The sequence below is a fragment of the Arcanobacterium canis genome, from assembly GCF_029625435.1.
GTDB lineage: Bacteria > Actinomycetota > Actinomycetes > Actinomycetales > Actinomycetaceae > Arcanobacterium > Arcanobacterium canis.
Window position 1 is genome coordinate 994,928 of the sequence record NZ_CP121208.1, and the last position, 18,624, is coordinate 1,013,551.

At 54.3% G+C, this 18,624-nt stretch carries 19 protein-coding genes and 7 tRNA genes; 6 read left to right on the top strand and 20 right to left on the bottom strand.

Annotated elements, in window-relative coordinates:
* Nucleotides 1–2 precede the first annotated feature (2 nt).
* The 12 genes from yajC to thrS all read right to left on the bottom strand — a co-directional run bounded on the left by yajC (nt 3) and on the right by thrS (nt 10,681).
* A complete protein-coding gene (gene yajC, locus P7079_RS04465) occupies nt 3–377 on the bottom strand; it encodes a preprotein translocase subunit YajC (RefSeq protein WP_278012098.1) in 375 nt (124 codons plus the stop codon).
* A 163-nt stretch (nt 378–540) separates the two neighbouring features.
* Nucleotides 541–1,557 carry a Holliday junction branch migration DNA helicase RuvB gene (gene ruvB / locus P7079_RS04470; protein WP_278012099.1) on the bottom strand — a complete coding sequence of 339 codons (1,017 nt, stop codon included), beginning with the start codon at nt 1,555–1,557 and terminating at the stop codon, nt 541–543.
* A 3-nt stretch (nt 1,558–1,560) separates the two neighbouring features.
* Nucleotides 1,561–2,154, bottom strand: a complete 594-nt coding sequence (gene ruvA / locus P7079_RS04475; RefSeq protein ID WP_278012100.1) for a Holliday junction branch migration protein RuvA — start codon at nt 2,152–2,154, stop codon at nt 1,561–1,563.
* A 128-nt stretch (nt 2,155–2,282) separates the two neighbouring features.
* Entirely contained in the window at nt 2,283–2,903 is a 621-nt protein-coding gene (gene ruvC / locus P7079_RS04480; RefSeq protein WP_278012101.1) for a crossover junction endodeoxyribonuclease RuvC, read from the bottom strand.
* Complete coding sequence (locus tag P7079_RS04485; protein ID WP_278012102.1) at nt 2,904–3,665, bottom strand: YebC/PmpR family DNA-binding transcriptional regulator; 762 nt, start codon at nt 3,663–3,665, stop codon at nt 2,904–2,906.
* Between the two features lie 101 nt (nt 3,666–3,766).
* On the bottom strand, nt 3,767–4,312 hold the full coding sequence (locus P7079_RS04490) for an NUDIX hydrolase (protein WP_278012103.1): 546 nt from the start codon (nt 4,310–4,312) through the stop codon (nt 3,767–3,769).
* Nucleotides 4,309–5,475: a PrsW family intramembrane metalloprotease gene (locus tag P7079_RS04495; RefSeq protein WP_278012104.1), complete on the bottom strand. Its 1,167-nt coding sequence runs from the start codon at nt 5,473–5,475 to the stop codon at nt 4,309–4,311. Before P7079_RS04495 ends, P7079_RS04490 begins: the two co-directional genes overlap by 4 nt.
* Before the next feature lie 12 nt (nt 5,476–5,487).
* The gene (locus P7079_RS04500; protein ID WP_278012105.1) at nt 5,488–6,015 is read right to left on the bottom strand and encodes a hypothetical protein; all 528 of its coding nucleotides are present in this window, start codon (nt 6,013–6,015) and stop codon (nt 5,488–5,490) included.
* On the bottom strand, nt 6,012–7,136 hold the full coding sequence (locus P7079_RS04505) for a glycosyltransferase family 4 protein (RefSeq protein ID WP_278012106.1): 1,125 nt from the start codon (nt 7,134–7,136) through the stop codon (nt 6,012–6,014). Before P7079_RS04505 ends, P7079_RS04500 begins: the two co-directional genes overlap by 4 nt.
* Nucleotides 7,133–8,098: a phosphatidylinositol mannoside acyltransferase gene (locus P7079_RS04510; protein WP_278012107.1), complete on the bottom strand. Its 966-nt coding sequence runs from the start codon at nt 8,096–8,098 to the stop codon at nt 7,133–7,135. The genes P7079_RS04505 and P7079_RS04510 overlap by 4 nt, the downstream gene beginning before the upstream one ends.
* Nucleotides 8,076–8,720, bottom strand: a complete 645-nt coding sequence (pgsA, locus tag P7079_RS04515) for a phosphatidylinositol phosphate synthase (RefSeq protein ID WP_278012108.1) — start codon at nt 8,718–8,720, stop codon at nt 8,076–8,078. Before pgsA ends, P7079_RS04510 begins: the two co-directional genes overlap by 23 nt.
* A gap of 8 nt (nt 8,721–8,728) precedes the next feature.
* On the bottom strand, nt 8,729–10,681 hold the full coding sequence (gene thrS, locus P7079_RS04520) for a threonine--tRNA ligase (protein ID WP_278013609.1): 1,953 nt from the start codon (nt 10,679–10,681) through the stop codon (nt 8,729–8,731).
* Nucleotides 10,682–10,913: 232 nt separating this feature from the next.
* Here thrS and P7079_RS04525 point away from each other — a divergent pair, with 232 nt between their 5' ends.
* From P7079_RS04525 to P7079_RS04545, 5 genes are all read left to right on the top strand, one after another.
* Entirely contained in the window at nt 10,914–12,296 is a 1,383-nt protein-coding gene (locus tag P7079_RS04525) for an L-serine ammonia-lyase (RefSeq protein ID WP_278012109.1), read from the top strand.
* Nucleotides 12,297–12,474: 178 nt separating this feature from the next.
* Nucleotides 12,475–12,768 carry a YerC/YecD family TrpR-related protein gene (locus P7079_RS04530; RefSeq protein WP_278012110.1) on the top strand — a complete coding sequence of 98 codons (294 nt, stop codon included), beginning with the start codon at nt 12,475–12,477 and terminating at the stop codon, nt 12,766–12,768.
* Between the two features lie 77 nt (nt 12,769–12,845).
* Nucleotides 12,846–13,649 (top strand): transporter substrate-binding domain-containing protein, encoded by an 804-nt coding sequence (locus tag P7079_RS04535; RefSeq protein ID WP_278012111.1) that lies wholly within the window; start codon nt 12,846–12,848, stop codon nt 13,647–13,649.
* A gap of 27 nt (nt 13,650–13,676) precedes the next feature.
* The gene (locus P7079_RS04540) at nt 13,677–14,330 is read left to right on the top strand and encodes an amino acid ABC transporter permease (RefSeq protein ID WP_278012112.1); all 654 of its coding nucleotides are present in this window, start codon (nt 13,677–13,679) and stop codon (nt 14,328–14,330) included.
* Nucleotides 14,331–14,332: 2 nt separating this feature from the next.
* Nucleotides 14,333–15,085: an amino acid ABC transporter ATP-binding protein gene (locus tag P7079_RS04545; protein WP_278012113.1), complete on the top strand. Its 753-nt coding sequence runs from the start codon at nt 14,333–14,335 to the stop codon at nt 15,083–15,085.
* Between the two features lie 260 nt (nt 15,086–15,345).
* Here P7079_RS04545 and P7079_RS04550 read toward each other — a convergent pair.
* From P7079_RS04550 to P7079_RS04575, 6 genes are all read right to left on the bottom strand, one after another.
* A tRNA-Val gene (locus P7079_RS04550) sits at nt 15,346–15,419 on the bottom strand.
* Nucleotides 15,420–15,433: 14 nt separating this feature from the next.
* Nucleotides 15,434–15,504 (bottom strand) — tRNA-Cys (locus P7079_RS04555).
* 22 nt (nt 15,505–15,526) lie between these two features.
* A tRNA-Gly gene (locus tag P7079_RS04560) sits at nt 15,527–15,599 on the bottom strand.
* A 29-nt stretch (nt 15,600–15,628) separates the two neighbouring features.
* Nucleotides 15,629–15,702: transfer RNA gene (locus P7079_RS04565), tRNA-Val, on the bottom strand.
* A gap of 14 nt (nt 15,703–15,716) precedes the next feature.
* A tRNA-Cys gene (locus P7079_RS04570) sits at nt 15,717–15,787 on the bottom strand.
* A gap of 34 nt (nt 15,788–15,821) precedes the next feature.
* Nucleotides 15,822–15,894 (bottom strand) — tRNA-Gly (locus P7079_RS04575).
* A 139-nt stretch (nt 15,895–16,033) separates the two neighbouring features.
* On the opposite strand from P7079_RS04575, the gene P7079_RS04580 reads away from it, so the two are divergent.
* Nucleotides 16,034–16,105, top strand: a tRNA-Val gene (locus P7079_RS04580).
* A 65-nt stretch (nt 16,106–16,170) separates the two neighbouring features.
* Here the strand turns inward: P7079_RS04580 and P7079_RS04585 are convergent.
* Both P7079_RS04585 and P7079_RS04590 read right to left on the bottom strand, forming a co-directional pair.
* A complete protein-coding gene (locus P7079_RS04585; protein ID WP_278012114.1) occupies nt 16,171–16,827 on the bottom strand; it encodes an ABC transporter ATP-binding protein in 657 nt (218 codons plus the stop codon).
* On the bottom strand, nt 16,824–18,428 hold the full coding sequence (locus P7079_RS04590; RefSeq protein ID WP_278012115.1) for an ABC transporter permease: 1,605 nt from the start codon (nt 18,426–18,428) through the stop codon (nt 16,824–16,826). Before P7079_RS04590 ends, P7079_RS04585 begins: the two co-directional genes overlap by 4 nt.
* Nucleotides 18,429–18,624 lie beyond the last annotated feature (196 nt).

Genomic DNA, 18,624 nt, shown 5'->3' on the forward strand with positions numbered 1-18,624 from the left:
AATTACTTGTCTGAGTCAGATTGCCTAGTGGTATCTTCCGAATCATCAGAAGACGTCGCCTGCTTGGAAGCCTCAGTTTCCTCCACAACGTCGTCGTCGGAGGCATAGCCAAGGGGGAGATCCATTTGCTGCAGAATCGCACGCTTCATCCATACTGTTTCGTCGCCCGACGGTGATTCAAGAGTCACCGCGTCACCGTCAATATCGACAATGCGCCCAAAGAAACCGGAGTTTGTCACCACATTTGTGCCAACAACAAGCGCCTTTTCACGCTCCTCAGCTGCCTTCGCTTGAGCCTTGCGCGCACCGCGCGACATGAACCACATCAGAGCTACCATGACCACCAAAATGATGATCAGCTCGAAACCACGGGGCATAAACCTATCCTTCAATCAGACCACGGCCGCACTGGCCATAACGGATAAACTCTACCCGAGTGAGGGGAAAACAAACGGGAAAAACTCTGCAAAAGTAATGAGATACTCACGTATCGCAATACTTTGGTGTGTTGAAGAAACGTTTGGCAAGAACAATCATCGTCTAGCCAAAGAGCGCCTCTGAGTCAGGGGCAGTCAGGCCTAAGTGCGACCATGCCAGCGACGTCGCCATGCGACCTCGTGGCGTGCGGATAATAAAACCTTCGCGGACCAAGTAAGGCTCAGCAACCGTTTCAACGGTCTCGGGCTCTTCTCCCACAGACACAGCAATTGTTGCCAAACCGGCAGGACCACCATGAAAACGGCGGCAGAGCACATCAAGAACGGCACGATCAAGTCGATCAAGACCAAGTGAATCCACTTCAAAAACATCCAAAGCAGACTTCGCCGCAACGAGATCGAGGACACCGTTTCCACGAACTTGCGCCCAATCCTGAACACGGCGAAGCAAACGATTTGCAATACGCGGCGTGCCCCGGGAACGCGAAGCAATTTCTCCGGCTGCATCGTTATCAATCTGCGCGTTAAGTTTCACTGCATTGGCAGACACAATCTGTGCAAGTTCCTCGACCGTGTAGTAGTCAAGATGAGCTGTAAAACCAAAGCGATCTCGCAAAGGCGCAGGGAGCAGACCGGCACGAGTCGTTGCGCCGACAACGGTAAATGGAGGAAGCGGAAGCGGAATTGAGGTTGCACCTGGCCCCTTCCCCACCATGACATCCACACGAAAATCTTCCATCGCAAGGTAAAGCATCTCCTCAGCAGTACGCGCTAAGCGATGAATCTCATCGATAAAGAGGACGTCGCCTTCTTGAAGAGCTGAGAGTACCGCAGCAAGATCTCCCGGCTTTTGAATAGCCGGTCCAGAGGTTAGTCGTAATGATCCTCCCACCTCAGCCGCAATAATCATTGCGAGCGTCGTTTTTCCCAATCCAGGTGGCCCTGAGAGGAGCACATGGTCAGGCGATTTCGCTCGCGCAATTGATGCATCGAGAACGAGTGAAAGTTGATTGCGTACCGTTTCTTGACCAACAAATTCATCCAGACGTTTTGGCCTCAGCGCCGCCTCCTGGGCACGCTCAGTATCAGTAGCGTCCGGGGCCATATCAAATTGCGACATCTGTCACCTCCGCGATCCAAGAATTTGCAGAGCAGCACGAAGAAGATCCGCGGTGCTTGTCCCAGTAAACGTTTCTCGTGCCTGGCACAGAGCATCTTCCGCTTCAGATTCTCTCCATCCCAACGACATCAGTCCTTCAATCACCGCCAGGTCAGCTTGCCCAGGCTCAGGTGCGGCTCCCGCAGGAGTTTGGGACGCAGGACCGAGCTTGTCACCAATTTCCAGGATCATTCGTTGAGCGCTCTTTTTCCCAATTCCAGGAACACGGCTGAGGGCCTTTTCGTCTTTTGCAGCAAGGGCTCGACGAAGCTCATCTGGCGAAAATACAGCGAGAACAGCCAATGCAATCTTCGGTCCGATCCCTGAAACACCGGTGAGAGTCTCAAAAATCGCCTTTTCATCCGTCGATGAGAAACCAAATAAAGTCATCGAGTCTTCTCGGACAACCAAGGACGTCCACACGTGTGCTTCATGCCCAACGTGCAGGTGCGAGAGCGTGGCAGGGGTTGCGAGGATCTGATATCCCACGCCGGCGACATCAACCACAGCACCGGAGATCCCAACCTGGAGCACTTGTCCTCGAATTGACGCGATCACGCGATCCCCTTTCGAACGTTTGTACGATTCTACCGCACTCATGCCGCTCAACGTCAAAAGCATCGAACGATGCGACATCCCTCGTGCCGTGCCACGTCACCACAAGTGCTCAGTAGCGCGTGGCAGTACTATTCAGGCGCCACTGCACCATGCCGACGAGTCAATCGTTCAGCGTCGGCCCACATTTTTTGAGCTGCTGTTAGCCCCGGCCCAGAATTATCGGGCAACATGCCCGCACCACCGTGCTGCGCACGTGTCGTGTCAACCATATGATCTGCTCCGCCGCGCCATGCCTGACAAATTGCAATAGCGAGTGCATCCGCTGCATCCTTCGGACGTGGGAGCTGCGGCAAGCCCAGAATGCGTTGGATCATCTGCTGAACCTGCAACTTTTGCGCGCGGCCATTTCCGGTTACCGCAGCTTTCACTTCAGACGGCGTATGCGAACCGAGAGCGACACCAGCACGAGCCGCAGCGAGAAGAACAACTCCTGCTACTTGGGCTGTTCCTGTCACCGAACGGACATTTTCCTGCGCGAAAACTCGTTCGTAGGCGACGACGTCTGGAGAAAAACGCGCAATCTTTTCTTCCAGAGCGTTGAAGATCGTCAAAAGACGTCGATGTGGCGCAACCCGAGGATCGGTCCGTGCCACATCGACGTCGAGCATTTTCACGCGACGCCCGCCTTCGGCTTCAATCACGCCGAGGCCACACCGCGTCAATCCGGGGTCAACTCCCAGAATGATCATTTACTCGTCAGCATCCATCTGCTCGGCAATCTCGTCAGGAATATCGAGGTTGGAGTACACATTTTGGATATCGTCGATATCGTCAAGAGCATCGATCAGGCGCATCACCTTGTTCGCTGCTTCGACCGAATCGACAGTCACCTTCACATCGGGCACGAATTGGACTTCGGCCGAGTTGTAATCCATGCCTGCTTCCTGGAGAGCGCTACGCACGGCAACGAGATCATTGGGCGCGCTGATCACTTCGAAGACATCGCCTTCGTTATTCACTTCTTCTGCACCCGCGTCAAGCACTGCCATGAGGACGTCATCTTCGTTGTTTCCCTCTGCAGGGACTTCGACGACGCCCTTGCGGTGGAACATAAACGACACCGAGCCCGGATCAGCGAGAGTACCACCATTGCGCGTCAGACCAACTCGCACGTCCGACGCCGCACGGTTGCGATTATCTGTCAGACATTCGATCAGAACAGCGACGCCACCCGAGGCGTAGCCTTCATACATAATCGTTTCGTAGTTGACTGCATCTGCACCTTCACCCGAACCACGCTTGACAGCACGATCAATGTTGTCTGCCGGGACAGAATTCTTCTTCGCCTTCTGGATCGCGTCGAACAGTGTGGGATTACCGGCGGGATCGCCGCCACCTGTGCGGGCTGCAACTTCAATGTTTTTAATCAGGCGCGCAAAGAGCTTGCCACGCTTCGCATCAATCGCCGCCTTCTTATGCTTCGTGGTTGCCCACTTTGAGTGTCCGGACACAGATTCTCCTTCGTAAGTTCACAAATTCGCTCACCATGATACCGCGTGCGAGGCTTACCTCGCCGGTAGCTGGCTCACAGGCTAGGTTTCAGTGACCTCGATCACGGACCCATCCCAGTTCTGCCAGGTGCGCAGCATCGCCGCGAGCCCGCGAGGATAAAACGGCGTCGCGGAATCATGTTGCTCGATCTGCTCGGGGAAAACCACCGATAATCATCCAGTAACTGCTGCTCAAGTGGAGTCAGTGCCGTTCCTTGCTTGTTGTCGATTTGCTCCCGCTCATCATCGCTGACGTGCAAAAGATAAAATTCTTCATCTTGCTTCCGTGTCTCGCGTGCAAAATGAAAGGTAGCATGACGAATCAGAACCGGCCCTGCCAACCGATCCGAGCTGACAACAAGCCCTGTCTCTTCGCGTAATTCACGTACAGCGCTTTCTCTTGATGTTTCGCCTGCCTCAAGGCCCCCGCCTGGCGTGAACCACCACTTGTGCTCCTCATCATCAAAGTCGTGGCCAAGGATAAGAAAAATTCGCCCATCGCGGTCCAGAACAACGACTCGTGCGGCAACCCGATGTGGAAAACCATCGACGTCACGAGGCCATTCGTCGGCAAGCTGCTGTGCGCTTTCCTTTGACATCTCGCTCATATGAACACCTCTCGAAGTTCAGTAATATTATTCAGATGGTCTTGTTGAGCTGCGAGAACGCGGCGCTGATTCTCAGTTCCGCGTCGAACTGCGCGAGTCCTGAGATGGCCAAGCTGCAACAATTCGTTATGGAGCTGACGCATCGCTTCGGCGCCGTCATGAGCACTGTAGCCCTTCGCTACCGCACGTTTCGCCGCCCACGCTTTCGACCGACGTCGTTCTGCTAGCGTCATGGTGAATGCTAGCTCGGTAGGAGCGATCTGTCCCCCAGCGACAAACGACGCGAGTCCCGCACGTACTGATTCTTTTTCTTCACGATGAGCGTAAAGCACCATAATGATTGCAATCACGGCGATTGGAATCGTATTGACCATTTTGTACATTCCGTAGGTCATACCGTGCCACCCCAGCGCATTGTTATTGAGGAAATGGAAAACCCACGCCCCCACAAGTCCAGGGATCGCCCATAATACCACCATGATGCGTCTGCGAGAGTATTCAGCAAAGCCCACGAAGAATCCGAAAAGGGCCGTATACGCGTCATGAGAGAAAGGTGAATCGAGAAAGCGCACCTGGAATGTGCTCGATAGCGTGGTGGAGTACTCGGTGAAGTATAAAACGTTTTCGGTGAAGGCGAATCCAGCACCGATGAGCGCACCGTACACGATACCGTCCGTCGGACCGTTGAATGCCCGTGAGAAGGTAGCGAAGATAATGATCACTCCGAGGCCCTTAATGAGTTCCTCTGAGAGCGGGGCACCATATGACGCGACCCATGCAGTGATTTCATATTCCCCTGCGCCCGGTGGAAGAAAGAGCGGAGCAAACGCTTGTGCCCAGGCGTTGAGGAAGAGCGCCCCAAAAATTGCAGCCCCTCCTCCCCACGTTAAGGCGACGAAATACAATGCACCCGGCTCGGGTTCCCATGAATCAATCACCCACACGAACACTAGTGTGAAGGCCAGTGGAATCAGCGAGATGAGAACTGAGCGCGCCACATCTGCGTTATTGGCGTGTGTGAAGAGAACCGGCCATGCCATGGTCAGCGAAATCACCGACGCCGTCACGAGACTAACGACACCAAGGGTGTCAACCGGGCGAATGTACACAGGTGATTTCCATGTGCGCCCAGCATCTGCTCGGACCAGTGGATAGTGAATCATCGGCACGCTCCCCTATTCGTCGTCAAGGTCAACCGTGGCCGGAACAGGAGCTGTGCCGTAAAGGCGAAACATACGAACAAGTAAACTTCCACGCACGCGGCGCGCCCGCGATACTCGAGAATTGTGGAACATCCGAGCCATTCGCACCCGTTCGCGCGCCTTCTCGAGAGGATCAATAGGCGACTCAAGTTCGTCAACAGTCAGGCGCAGTGCGCGCGATAATTCTGATTCACGAGCAAGACGATCAGCGGGATCGTGAGCTCCCATTGAGACGTAATCTAAACCGTCGTTGACGAGGGGGTGCATCGTCGTGTCAAGAACGTTTGTTGCGGCGTCTGCGAGAATCATCGCTCCAGCAATATCAAGTTTCCCCGATGACGAGGCTGCAAGAGCTTGATGAGCACGTTCGTTGAGCGCGTTTTCAAGGACTCGTCTACTGCGAGCCACCGCACGGTTAAGGTTGTCCAGTTTGCGTGAACGCAAGATAACCGCGGCGATGATGACCACCACCACGCACAGGGTAAGGATGGCCCAGGTCATGATGATGGCCTTTCATGTGCGGAAACAATAGCCGTGTCGTATACCGACAAAATCTGTGAAGCGACGGAGGACCAATCATAACGCCAGACCTCTGCCTGAGCTGCATGGGCAATGTGTTGGCGCAGACCTGGATCCTCAAGCGCGTCACCGAGAACTCGTGCAAGGTCGCCACTGTTACCGTTGACGAAGTGGAGCCCGAACTCCCCGTCGCCCAATACCGCGCGAAAGGCAGGAATATCCGACGACACAATAAACGCACCCGCGCTCATCGCTTCGACCAAAATAATTCCAAAGGATTCTCCGCCGGTATTTGGTGCGACATAGGCATCGACCGATGCCAACAACGATGCTTTGTCTGCATCTGTGATCGGTCCCAAGAATGTCACTGAATCAGCGTGCTCCCCGAAGAGTTCTGAAGCGGCAGCGCGATCACCTTTTCCTGCAACAAAGACACGCGCATGAGGGAACCGTGCTTTGAGATCGGGCAGCGCAGCGGCAAGAACTCCCAGACCTTTGCGCGGTTCATCGATACGTCCAAGAAATGCAATAGTGGGAGATTCACAAGTACCGGTAAAACGCTCGTCTTTGTCCGCTTCCAAGTCACGAACAAACACACCGTTGGGAATCACCCACGCATCCCCGCCGAGGTGTTGAACCATTGTGCGACGAGCCTCTTGGGACACAGCGATCCTCGCTTCAATTTTGTCCAGCAACGGAACGATAAAAGGCGAGGCCAGTCTGAGTATGCGCGAAGTATCCATTGCTGTATGGAACGTTGCGACCACCGGACACGATGCACTCATCAACGCCAGCATTGATACTGAGGGTGTGAAGGGTTCGTGAACATGCAAAACATCGAAGTCACTATCGCGTAGCCACCCGCGGACGCGATGATTGACCTTCGGGCCAAACGCAAGTCGTGCAACCGATCCGTTGTACTTGATCGGCGTTGCACTTCCCACACTCGTCACGAAAGGTTCCAGATCGGCGTCGGGATGTGCTGGAGCGATAACAGATACCTCATGACCGCGTGAAATAAGCTCTTTCGCAAGATCGCGGATATGGAATTGCACTCCCCCAGGAACATCCCAGGAGTAGCCACACGCAATGCCGATCTTCAACGATTCTCCTCTTCTTTTGCATGGCGCTTCGCCAGTCGTTCGCGGTCCAAATCTTCAACAAATACTTTCTGGAGCATATGCCAGTTCTCTTCATGTCCGGGCAAATATTCGCCGACGGCGTCCATCCACTCCTGATTCATTCGTTCAAGATCTGCGGCAAGTTCCACTTCAGGATCAGGAAAAATTGGTTCACCAATGCGAATATGGATACCCGACGTCGTGCCTGCCCGACGGCGGCGCTCCGGCTGCGTAATCTGCTCGGCTTCGATAAATACTGGAAACATCGGTACCTGGCGTTTTCGGGCCAGAAGGGCCGCTCCCACAGCAACGCGAATGGGATGTCCGCGCAAGCTCACCTCAATCCCTTGTGCAGATAAGTCACGATCGCACAGGAGCGGTATAAATGCTGTGTCATTCATGTCTGCTTCAAGGGCGTGGATCGCTCCGTTCCCTTTCACTGCGTGATAGATCTTCATTCCCATCTGCCGTCGCAGCTGAAGAAAGTAGTCGGCAACTTCCGGTGGGTTGAGCTTTTCAGCGATAGTGTGAACCGGAGCAAGGTGCGAGGTCGCCCACGCCCCAGCCAAGTCCCAATTGCCCATGTGGAGAAGAGCAGCAGGAAGCGCCTGACCACGGTCAAGATAGGTTGTCATTTTTTCCTCTCCTCTGACCCGCACTCGTGCGTCCACCTGTTCACGAGTGAGATGAGGAAGCCGGAAAATCTCGTAATAGTAGGTCATATACAAGCTCATGGCCCTGCCACTTCGAGCGTATTGCGCCCATGTACTGTTCAGGGGACGAATTCGTTGAAGGTTCTTCCTCAGCTGGCAGACGGAGGCAAGAGTGGACCACCCCAGGACTCGTCCGATCATCCGCGCGATAAAACGGCCGAGCGGCTCGGGAATCACCCGAGCCGCTCGGGTTGCTCGCTCAAATGCTTTAACGCTTGACACGATTTTCACTGACTGATTCGTCGGCCATAATCTGGCGGCGAACAAACGCCATGCGTTGCGCAACCGTCAACAGTGAAGCACACGCAATCAGCCACATGCCCACAGCGAAAACCCAATGACCAAAGACCACCGTCAAAATCAGAATGATGCCAGCAGCAACCAAACGATCAGCTCTCTCAGCGAGTCCCACCGCAGCGTCTTTCCCAATAGCTTGGGCACGCGCGCGTGCGTAAGGAACAATCGCACCGACGAGTCCGGCAACAAGAGCACCCGAGAGTCCCCATGCTTGGGTAGCAGAGTCTGCGTGCAGGTACGCCCACATCGCCAGAGATCCGAAGATCGCTCCATCAGCAAGACGATCCATCGTCGAATCGAGGAATGCTCCCCACTGTGAAACTGTGCCTGTCATTCGTGCAATCTGCCCATCGAGATTATCGAAGACAGCCAGAAGCGATGTCACCACGATGCCCCATACGAGGTGGTTGGTGGTGAAAAATCCGATTGCTGAAGCACACGTCGCCAAACCGCCGACGAACGTTGCGGTATTGGCAGAGATACGAAGTTTCACCGCTGCCCGCGCAAATGGTCCGAAAACCACTTGCGCGAACGGACGACCACTACGAGAGAGCATCGTCAACCTCACTGATTCTCGTGCGAGGCAATTGCTGCTGTAATACGCTCAACAGCTTCGTCAATCGCAATGCCGTTATGCTGGGATCCGTCACGCAGGCGGAAAGACACCGCCCCGGCGTCAGCGTCTTCACCACCGGCAATAAGAACGAACGGGATCTTTTCCTTCGATGCGTTGCGAATCTTCTTCGGGAAGCGATCGTCGGATGCATCGACTTCGACGCGCACGCCCTTCGCACGCAGCTTCGTTGCAATGTCCTCAAGGTATCCAATGAACGGCTCTGCAACGGGAATGCATCGCACTTGAACAGGCGCAAGCCAAGCTGGAAAAGCACCTGCGTAGTGCTCAGTGAGCACACCGAAGAATCGCTCGATCGAACCAAAGAGTGCTCGGTGAATCATCACCGGACGCTGGCGCGAACCGTCTGGAGCGGTGTATTCGAGCTCAAAGCGCTCTGGAAGATTGAAGTCAAGCTGAATCGTTGACATCTGCCAAGTACGGCCAAGTGCGTCACGCGCCTGAACTGAAATCTTCGGGCCGTAGAATGCTGCACCTTCGGGATCCGGAATCAGCTCAAGGCCTGAGGCGTCTGCAACTTCCTGCAACGTGCGGGTCGCTTCTTCCCAGATATCGTCGTCGCCCACAAACTTCTTCGGATCCTTGGTCGATAGTTCGAGGTAGAAATCATCCATGCCGTAGTCCTTGAGCAAGGACAGAACAAAATCGAGCAGTGATGTCAGTTCATCCTTCATCTGCTCACGGGTGCAGTAGATATGGGCATCATCCTGGGTGAAACCGCGCGCACGAGTCAGTCCGTGAATGACACCGGATTTCTCATTGCGGTACACAGTTCCGAACTCAAACAGGCGCAACGGCAACTCACGGTACGAACGGCCACGGCTACGGTAAATGAGGTTGTGCATCGGGCAGTTCATCGGCTTGAGGTAGTAATCAGCACCTTGCTTGGTGATGTTGCCGTCCTCGTCACGTTCCTCATCCATGTGCATCGGAGGGTACATACCATCGGCATAGAAGGACAGGTGGCCTGAAACTTCAAAAAGATTCTGCTTGGTGATGTGCGGGGTGTTCACAAAGGAATAGCCAGCTTCAAGGTGACGCTGGCGGGAGTAGTTCTCCATTTCCATGCGGATGATGCCCCCCTTGGGGTGGAAGACTGCCAGGCCCGAGCCGATTTCATCGGGGAAGGAGAAGAGATCGAGTTCTGCACCGAGTTTACGGTGGTCACGACGTTCTGCTTCCTTAATACGCTCTTGGTAAGCGACGAGTTCATCCTTCGTTGGCCACGCCGTGCCGTAGATTCGCTGGAGCGAGTCGTTGTTCTGGTCGCCTCGCCAGTAGGCAGCCGACGAGCGAGTCAGGGCGAATCCATTGCCGATGAGTTTGGTCGATGGAAGGTGCGGACCGCGGCACAAATCGCTCCAGACAGTCTCTCCCTTACGATTGACGTTGTCATAGATGGTCAATTCACCGCCGCCAACTTCAATGGAAGCGCCGTCAGCGTGCGAATCGTGATCGCTCTTGAGACCAACCAGTTCAATCTTGTAAGGCTGATCGGCAAGTTCGCTCACCGCATCGGAGTCAGAGATGACACGTCGCACAAAGCGTTGTCCTTCTTTGACGATACGCTTCATATCCTTTTCAAGATCCTTGAGCATCTCGGGAGTGACCGACGGGATATTGCCGAAGTCATAGTAGAAGCCATCCGTGATAAACGGGCCGATGCCAAGATTCACCTCGGGGAACTTGTTCTGAACTGCCTGCGCAAGGACGTGGGTTGCGGAGTGACGAAGAATGTTCAACCCGTCTTGTGACGCGATGTCGATACCCTCAACTGTGGCACCATCAAGCCCTTCGAGCGATGTGTACAGATCTTTGAGCGTGTTGTTCACTCGGATCGCCACGATGTTCTTCTGCCCCTCGAAGAGGTCTGCTCCGGTCATTCCCGCTGAAATTTCGCGAGCCTGCCCGTCCAACATGATGTGTGCCAATGGATTCCTCCTGATAAAACCCTACGCCATACCGGGGCGCCGGGCATTTTTCTTCTGTAGCGTCACCATCCTACCCGCTCTGTCGGGACGTCGGTGGATTAGCTTTGGGCGCATTTGCTCACCTTCATCGATCTCAGCGGTGCCACGCCTGCACACATGAGCAAAAACGGGTTAATCTGGGCACATGGCTTTGAGCGTTTTTGATCTGTTTTCTATTGGCATCGGCCCGTCATCTTCACACACTGTCGGCCCGATGCGCGCAGCTGCAATGTTTTTGGATTCGCTCGACGATTTAACCCAAGTCGAGCGAGTCGAATGTCGTCTGTATGGATCGCTCGGGGCAACAGGCGTCGGTCATGCAACAGATAAAGCAGTCATGATCGGTTTGATGGGTGAACAGCCTGAATCGGTCGATCCTCAACGCGTCGCCCCGCTTGTCCACAAAGTCGAACAAGAGCTGGCACTGAATCTTGGCGGCGTGAAAGTCATTGACTTCCCACCACAACGGGACATTATTTTTCTGGGGCGTGAAGAACTCCCTGGCCACCCCAACGGCATGACGCTTGAGGCATGGAACAATTCTGGAGAGCGTCTAGCTCATACCACCTACTATTCAGTCGGGGGCGGCTTCGTCGTCGAAGGAGATGTCACTCCTGATGAACCGGTGATCTCAGATGAACATCCCGTCCCCTACCCCTTCAATACTGCAGCGGAGCTTCTGGCCATCTGTGAGCGCGAAAATCTCTCGATTGCACAGGTCGTCATGGCAAATGAGCTGATGTGCCGAAGCGAGGACGAAGTGCGCGCGGGTCTGCTCGAGATTTGGCACGTGATGAAGGACTGCGTCACCAACGGAATCACGTCGGACGAGGGAATCTTGCCTGGCGTTCTTCGCGTTCCGCGTCGTGCGCCAGCTCTTGCCGCATCACTCAAGGAACGCGACAACGCCGACGACCCGTTGCGTGGCCTGGATTGGGTGACGTTATACGCGCTTGCCGTCAACGAAGAAAACGCTGCAGGAGGACGGATTGTGACCGCTCCGACAAACGGGGCCGCAGGCATTATTCCTGCTGTTTTGCACTATTACATGAGTTTCTGTTCCGGCAGCGAAGAAGGAGTCATCGAATTTTTACTTACTGCGGCGGCAATTGGAATGGTCGTCAAAAATAATGCATCTTTGTCAGGCGCCGAGGTCGGTTGCCAAGGTGAGGTCGGGTCGGCGTCGTCAATGGCTGCTGGCGGTGTCACTGCAGTCCTCGGGGGAAATCCTCGTCAAGTGGAAAATGCCGCGGAGATTGCCATGGAACACAATCTCGGTTTGACGTGCGATCCGATTGCAGGACTCGTACAAATTCCGTGTATCGAACGCAATGCTGTGGCGTCAGTGAAGGCCTTGGCCGCAGCACGTACTGCTCTGCGCGGAAACGGAGAGCATCTGGTTTCGTTGGACGACGTGGTGCGCACGATGAAAGAAACCGGGCGCGATATGCAGGTCAAGTACAAGGAAACCGCCCTCGGTGGCCTTGCGGTACATGCCGGCATTCCCGTCTCAATCGTTGAGTGTTAAGTTGTCCCATATCGGTGGTGCTGGCAGTGGCTGGCGCTACCGATATTTCCTCTCCTCACCTGCCACCGTTTAGCTCAGCTAGACACTCTTGCGCTTCATCTCGCTAAAGTGCTAAAGTGCTGGCGTTGGCAAGGCACACCTCAATATCAATTCCCTCGCCAAAATTGGAAGGCACACCGTGGAACGCAAAATTGCTCAGTTAACCAATGCACTCTCCCACCTCGAGTCCGCCGATGCGGTGCGCGCCTTTCTTGAGGATCTGTGTACAATTCGGGAAATTCAAGATATGGCACAACGTCTCGAAGCTGCCAGAATGCTCGATGGTGGCGCTTCCTACCAGGAGGTTAGCGACACCCTTGCCATTTCCTCAGCCACGATTGCACGCGTAAATAAGGCATTACACTACGGTGCCGGTGGATACAAAGCAGTACTAGCTCACCTTGGATCACAAACTTCACGACACGCCAACTGACATCCCCCGCGTCATGCGTTCGCCAATAATCGCGCGACGTGACTTTCTTCTACCCACTGTTATTGTCAGGACTGTCGATGAAAATCAAAAAAATCATTTCTCTTACCACTCTTGCGCTGGTTGTATTGAGCGGATGCGGCCAGCCTTCGAACCCGAACCCTACGCCACAGGCCGGAATGGAATTCGCCGTCGGCTTCGACCAGGGATACCCGCCCTACGGATATCTCGGCAACGACGGGAACTACACCGGATTTGACCTCGATCTCGCGGCAGAAGTCGCACGGCGAAACGGATGGCGTTTCACTGCCCAACCAATTAACTGGGATACAAAAGACGCAGAACTCGATACTGGCGCAATCAGCGCGATATGGAACGGATTCACCAAGGAAGGGCGCGAAGGTCACTACACTTTCTCTGCTCCCTATATGCTCAATAGCCAGGTCGTCATCGTCAAAGCAGGCTCTGCGATCACCTCTCTTCGAGCGCTCGCTGGTAAGAACGTCGTGACCCAAGTTGATTCAGCTGCGCTCGATGTTCTGTCCACCGATCAAAAAGCACTTGCTGATACTTTCGCTTCTCTCCAGGAACGCGATAATTACAACACCGCTTTTATGGAACTCGAATCTGGTGCTGTCGATGCCGTCGCATGTGATTTGTCGATCGCTGAATTCCAGATAGCAGCAAACCCTGGCGCCTACGTGAAAATCACCGACCCGCTGTCGAGCGAGCACTACGTCGTCGCCTTCAAAAAGGGCCGAACGGCACTTGCCGACGCAGTTACTCGAACACTACGTGAAATGAGCGCTGATGGGACTGCCCAACGCATTGCGAAAAAATATGCCCACGATGGCCTGGCCTGGGAAAACTGGCTGCTCAAATAACACGCTGACGAACGAAACGAGAATCCCATGTCTATTTCTGTGATGTTGACCGGTCTGTGTGAAGGACTCGGACTGTCGATCACACTTTTTGTCCTCACGCTCGTTGGCGCCCTGCCTCTCGGCGTTCCAATCGCCTTCGCTCGAATGAGTAAGAATAGGCTCCTTCGTTGGACCGCACGTATTTACATTTCAATTATGCGCGGCACCCCGCTCATGCTCCAGATGCTCGCAATCTATTTTGCCCCGTACTACGTGTTCGGTATCGAGCTTAATTCACACTCAAAATTCATCGCTGCCGCCGTCGCGTTTATCCTCAATTACGCAGGGTATTTTGCTGAAATCTACCGTTCCGGTCTCGGTTCAATTCCGCACGGACAGTGGGAGGCAGCCGATATCTTGGGATACACGCGCAGCGCTGCGTTCAGAAGAATCATCTTCCCACAGGTCCTTCATCGCATTTTGCCAGCTACCGGCAACGAAGTTATCACCTTGATTAAAGATACGTCGCTTGCCTTTTCCCTCGGGATTCTTGAAATGTTTTCGGTAGCAAAAGCCCAAGCCGCCGCAACTGCCTCGATGATGCCATTTATTTTGGCCGGTCTCATTTATTGGGTGGTCAACTTCGGTGTTGAAATCGCATTGGGCAGAATCGAAAAACGCTACAACTACGAGATGGTGTGAAAATGAGTGTTGTCTCTCTGCGCAATGCGCACAAATCGTATGGATCACAAGACGTTCTTCGCGGCGTCGATTTTGATGTGACCAAAGGTGAAGTCGTGGCCATTATTGGTCCTTCAGGTGGAGGAAAATCGACATTGCTTCGCTGTCTGACACTGCTTGAGACCTTAGATTCGGGCTCTCTGTCATATGGCTCGATTGACGTGGCCACCAACGACGGCGCTCGATCACGCTACACCGATCGCTCTGCACTCGCTCAGGCCAAGTTACGCTTTGGACTCGTCTTCCAAAACTTCAACTTATTCCCCCATATGAGTCTCCTGCACAACGTCATGGATGCTCCGATCGCCGTCGCGAAACGCGACCGCAACGAAGTTGAGATTACAGCCCGTGCGCTCCTTGATCAGATGGGACTGGCAGAACAAGCCGACAAAATGCCAGGGCAGATTTCAGGTGGACAAGCACAGCGGGCATCGATTGCCCGTGCGCTGGCAATGAACCCCGAAATACTCTACTTTGATGAGCCCACATCAGCTCTTGATCCTCAGCTCACCGCCGGTGTTCTGAGCGTTATTCGCCAACTTGCCGACCAACGAATGACGATGGTGATTGTTACTCACGAAATGGCTTTCGCACGTGAAGTGGCCGATCGAGTGATTTTCCTCGATGGAGGCGTCATCGTCGAAGAGGGATCGCCAGAGGAACTTTTCGGACACCCCCAGCAGCAGCGCACCCGAGAATTTATTATGGGCGCGTAGAGCTGGCGGTTTGCACCCAATATCGGCGAATCTTTTCCCTGGAGATCTAAGGCGTGAGCCAGCATGTCAGTTCCATAGCCACGCCGACGGCGCTCTGGCAGCACGGCGTACCCGATGTGCCCAGCGAATGCGCGCACGTAACTGTTCAGTTCGTGACGAATACTGAGCCCCATGGTCTTCCTCTGCGCAGGACAAATGACATTGAAACCGCGCTTTCAAGAGAAATGATCCGAAGGCACTACCTGCCTTCGGATCATTCGTGGGCGATACTGGACTCGAACCAGCGACCTCTTCCGTGTCAAGGAAACGCGCTAACCAGCTGCGCCAATCGCCCATTATTCAATTGAGAGGTGGGTACGGGATTCGAACCCGTGTATACGGCTTTGCAGGCCGCTGCCTCGCCTCTCGGCCAACCCACCAAGAGACTGAAAATACAACGAGAGCGGATGACGGGGCTCGGACCCGCGACCTCCACCTTGGCAAGGTGGCGCTCTACCAACTGAGCTACATCCGCATCGAAACACGATTGAAACCGTGTTTCCGTGGGCGATACTGGACTCGAACCAGCGACCTCTTCCGTGTCAAGGAAACGCGCTAACCAGCTGCGCCAATCGCCCATTATTCAATTGAGAGGTGGGTACGGGATTCGAACCCGTGTATACGGCTTTGCAGGCCGCTGCCTCGCCTCTCGGCCAACCCACCATGTGGTTGAAGCGGTTTCCCGCTTTGGCCATCGAGCGGATGACGGGGCTCGGACCCGCGACCTCCACCTTGGCAAGGTGGCGCTCTACCAACTGAGCTACATCCGCATTATTGAGAGGAACACCCCGCAACGAATAATCAATTTACACGCAAGACACTCAATCGTCCAATCGACTCAAAGTGACCTGCGCCACGCGTTTTAGATTTGATCCGTACTCCCCTTCTCGCTATTGTTTTCGAGTGTCCGGGCGATTAGCTCAGTGGTAGAGCGCTTCGTTCACACCGAAGAGGTCACTGGTTCGAACCCAGTATCGCCCACCGGAAAAGGCTCGAAAGATCATGATCTTTCGAGCCTTTCATGTTCTCTTGCTGCGCGGCTTTGGTCAGGCGTGAAGAATTCCCGCATCGATGCGTTCAACACGATCAGCCACCACCTGCGCCTCTGCAGGATCATGAGTCACAAAGATCGCCGTCGTTCCCTCGCTTTTGAGGATTTGACGTATTTCTACCGCGAGTCGGCCTCGTAGCTCTTGATCCAAAGCAGACAGAGGCTCATCAAGAAGCATTACCCGTGGACGTGGCGCCAATGATCGAGCAAGAGCAACTCGCTGTGCTTGTCCCCCGGACAACGTGACAACATCACGCTGTCCATAACCATCCAGCCCCACCATGTGGAGCAGAACTTCGACACGCTGGGCGCGTTGACGAGAATCCATTTTTGCCATTTCAAGACCATACGCAATATTGCGTTCAACACTACGCTGGGGAAACAACAGGCCTTCTTGGAAGACCACCCCCACGGATCGCTTATGGGGAGGAATGTGCGTCACGTCGTCGCCATCGAAGAGAATTGCTCCAGCAGTGATCGGTTCAAGTCCTGCCACCGCACGCAATACAGTCGATTTTCCAGAGCCAGAAGCTCCCAAGAGCGCAACAATTTCTCCTGAGGAAACGGTGAGTGTGACATCTTGAAGTGCCTGATATCCATTGGGATACGTCAGGGAAATATGGTCAATTTTCAGTTCGACGGCAGAGGTCACGAATTATCCTTTCGACGACGGGGAGCGTGAATAGAGGCTCGCTCGACAGCGAGCATCACCAATCCAGTGATGAGACAGAGCACAACTGTCCCAGCGTATGCCATGCCTTGATCGGCGCTTCCAGCGCGGTTGACGAGTCGATAAATCATAATCGGTAGTGTGGGTTCGCGTTGAAGGACAAGGAACGATGTTGCGGAGAATTCTCCGATCGCAATAGCGAATGCAAAACCGCTAGCAACACCGACAGCCCGAACCAGAGTTGGCCCTTCCACCACCCAAAATGCTCGAAGAGGCCGTGCCCCAAGAGTTGCGGCGGCATCGTAGAGACGGCGGTTGATCCCCCCAATCATCGGCACCACGGTACGCACAATGATGGGTATTGAGACAAGTGCCTGCGCAAGAGGAAGCAGAAAGATCGAGTCTGCTAGGAAGCGCAACGCTCCTCCAAGTGCAACGAGCATCCCGAACCCTAAGGTCACCGAAGAAATTCCAAGGGGGGCCACAAACAGGGAATCGTAAAATGACGTTATCTTCTTCATGGTGCGCTTATGGACACGAAATTTACGCGTCACCAAAAGTGAAACAGCGAGTCCGAGTATCACAGCGATCAATGTCGCGGCTACCGCCGCATATAAAGATTCACGAATGGATGACAGTACGGGTTCTGCAATCCCTTTCGCCGCCCCAGGTACAGCCAAATCAGTGAAGTTCATCAGGGTCCACGCCCCATCACGGCGTAGAGAACGCAGCATAACCTGAACGAGCGGCGCAACGATGAGGAGAGCAACGACAGCCACGACACCAACAAGGAGTGGAATTTGGCGTCGGGTGAGTCGACGAGGAGTTCTCGAGTATCGCGTGGCCGTTTCTGCTTTCTGTCCGTTCTGCGCACGGTGGGAAATCCACAGCGCACACACAACAATCAGTATTTGGATGAGCGAAAGGAAAGCGGCTGCCCCAAGGTTCAAAAACTGCGATGTTTGACGATAGATTTCAGTTTCAATCGTACGAGTTTGTGCTGTTCCGAGAACAATGACGAGCGAATATGACGTAGCGCAATACAAGAACACCAGTGTCGATGCGGATGCGAGTGCGGGGCGAAGCCGGGGCCAGGTCACGGTCACGAAAGCCCGTGTCGCAGATGCACCCAATGTACGTGCCACAGCCTCGTATTGAGGGTTGAGAGCACTCCATGCTGCTCCAACAGTGCGGACGAAGACCGAAATATTGAAAAACATCATGGCCAGCACAATGACGATCGGTGAGCCGGAGAGCTGAAGAAAACCGAAGGCGCCACCGTCGTCGTAAAGAGAGCGGAAAGCCATCGAGACAGCGATCGTCGGCAAGACGAAAGGAAATACGATGAGGAATCTCAACACACTGCGTCCGGGAAACGACGTGCAATACAAAATGTATGCTGCTGGTAAACCCACGAATGCAGATAATGCGGTTCCGGCGAATGCAAGGCCTATCGTCGTGGCGAGAGCCGAACCCACATTCGTCGCCGAGAGTAAGGACGCAATACCCTCTGCCCCGCCGTCACGCCACACATTGGCGATTTGTTCGACGCCCAAATACCCCAAATCCCATACAGGGGTCACGAAGAACAGAAAGAGAAATACTGCGGGAAAAATGGCCGCGAGAGCCCACACGATGTGCGAGCTCTCGCGGCATTTCCAGCTGCGCGAATTGTTCACTGTCACAATTGACCCTTTCACAGCGTCTACGAGCATCGACGCGCAACACACATATCTGTGCAAACGATGGTGGCGAGGCAGGCAGCTGCTCACCTCGCCA

Bases quoted from the DNA above. Each gene is read 5' to 3' on its own strand.
- yajC (WP_278012098.1), bottom strand. From the start codon at position 377: ATGCCCCGTGGTTTCGAGCTGATCATCATTTTGGTGGTCATGGTAGCT.
- ruvB (WP_278012099.1), bottom strand. From the start codon at position 1,557: ATGTCGCAATTTGATATGGCCCCGGACGCTACTGATACTGAGCGTGCC.
- ruvC (WP_278012101.1), bottom strand. From the start codon at position 2,903: ATGATCATTCTGGGAGTTGACCCCGGATTGACGCGGTGTGGCCTCGGC.
- P7079_RS04490 (WP_278012103.1), bottom strand. From the start codon at position 4,312: ATGAGCGAGATGTCAAAGGAAAGCGCACAGCAGCTTGCCGACGAATGG.
- P7079_RS04495 (WP_278012104.1), bottom strand. From the start codon at position 5,475: ATGATTCACTATCCACTGGTCCGAGCAGATGCTGGGCGCACATGGAAA.
- P7079_RS04500 (WP_278012105.1), bottom strand. From the start codon at position 6,015: ATGACCTGGGCCATCCTTACCCTGTGCGTGGTGGTGGTCATCATCGCC.
- pgsA (WP_278012108.1), bottom strand. From the start codon at position 8,720: ATGCTCTCTCGTAGTGGTCGTCCGTTCGCGCAAGTGGTTTTCGGACCA.
- thrS (WP_278013609.1), bottom strand. From the start codon at position 10,681: ATGACCGGAGCAGACCTCTTCGAGGGGCAGAAGAACATCGTGGCGATC.
- P7079_RS04525 (WP_278012109.1), top strand. From the start codon at position 10,914: ATGGCTTTGAGCGTTTTTGATCTGTTTTCTATTGGCATCGGCCCGTCA.
- P7079_RS04535 (WP_278012111.1), top strand. From the start codon at position 12,846: ATGAAAATCAAAAAAATCATTTCTCTTACCACTCTTGCGCTGGTTGTA.
- P7079_RS04540 (WP_278012112.1), top strand. From the start codon at position 13,677: ATGTCTATTTCTGTGATGTTGACCGGTCTGTGTGAAGGACTCGGACTG.
- P7079_RS04545 (WP_278012113.1), top strand. From the start codon at position 14,333: ATGAGTGTTGTCTCTCTGCGCAATGCGCACAAATCGTATGGATCACAA.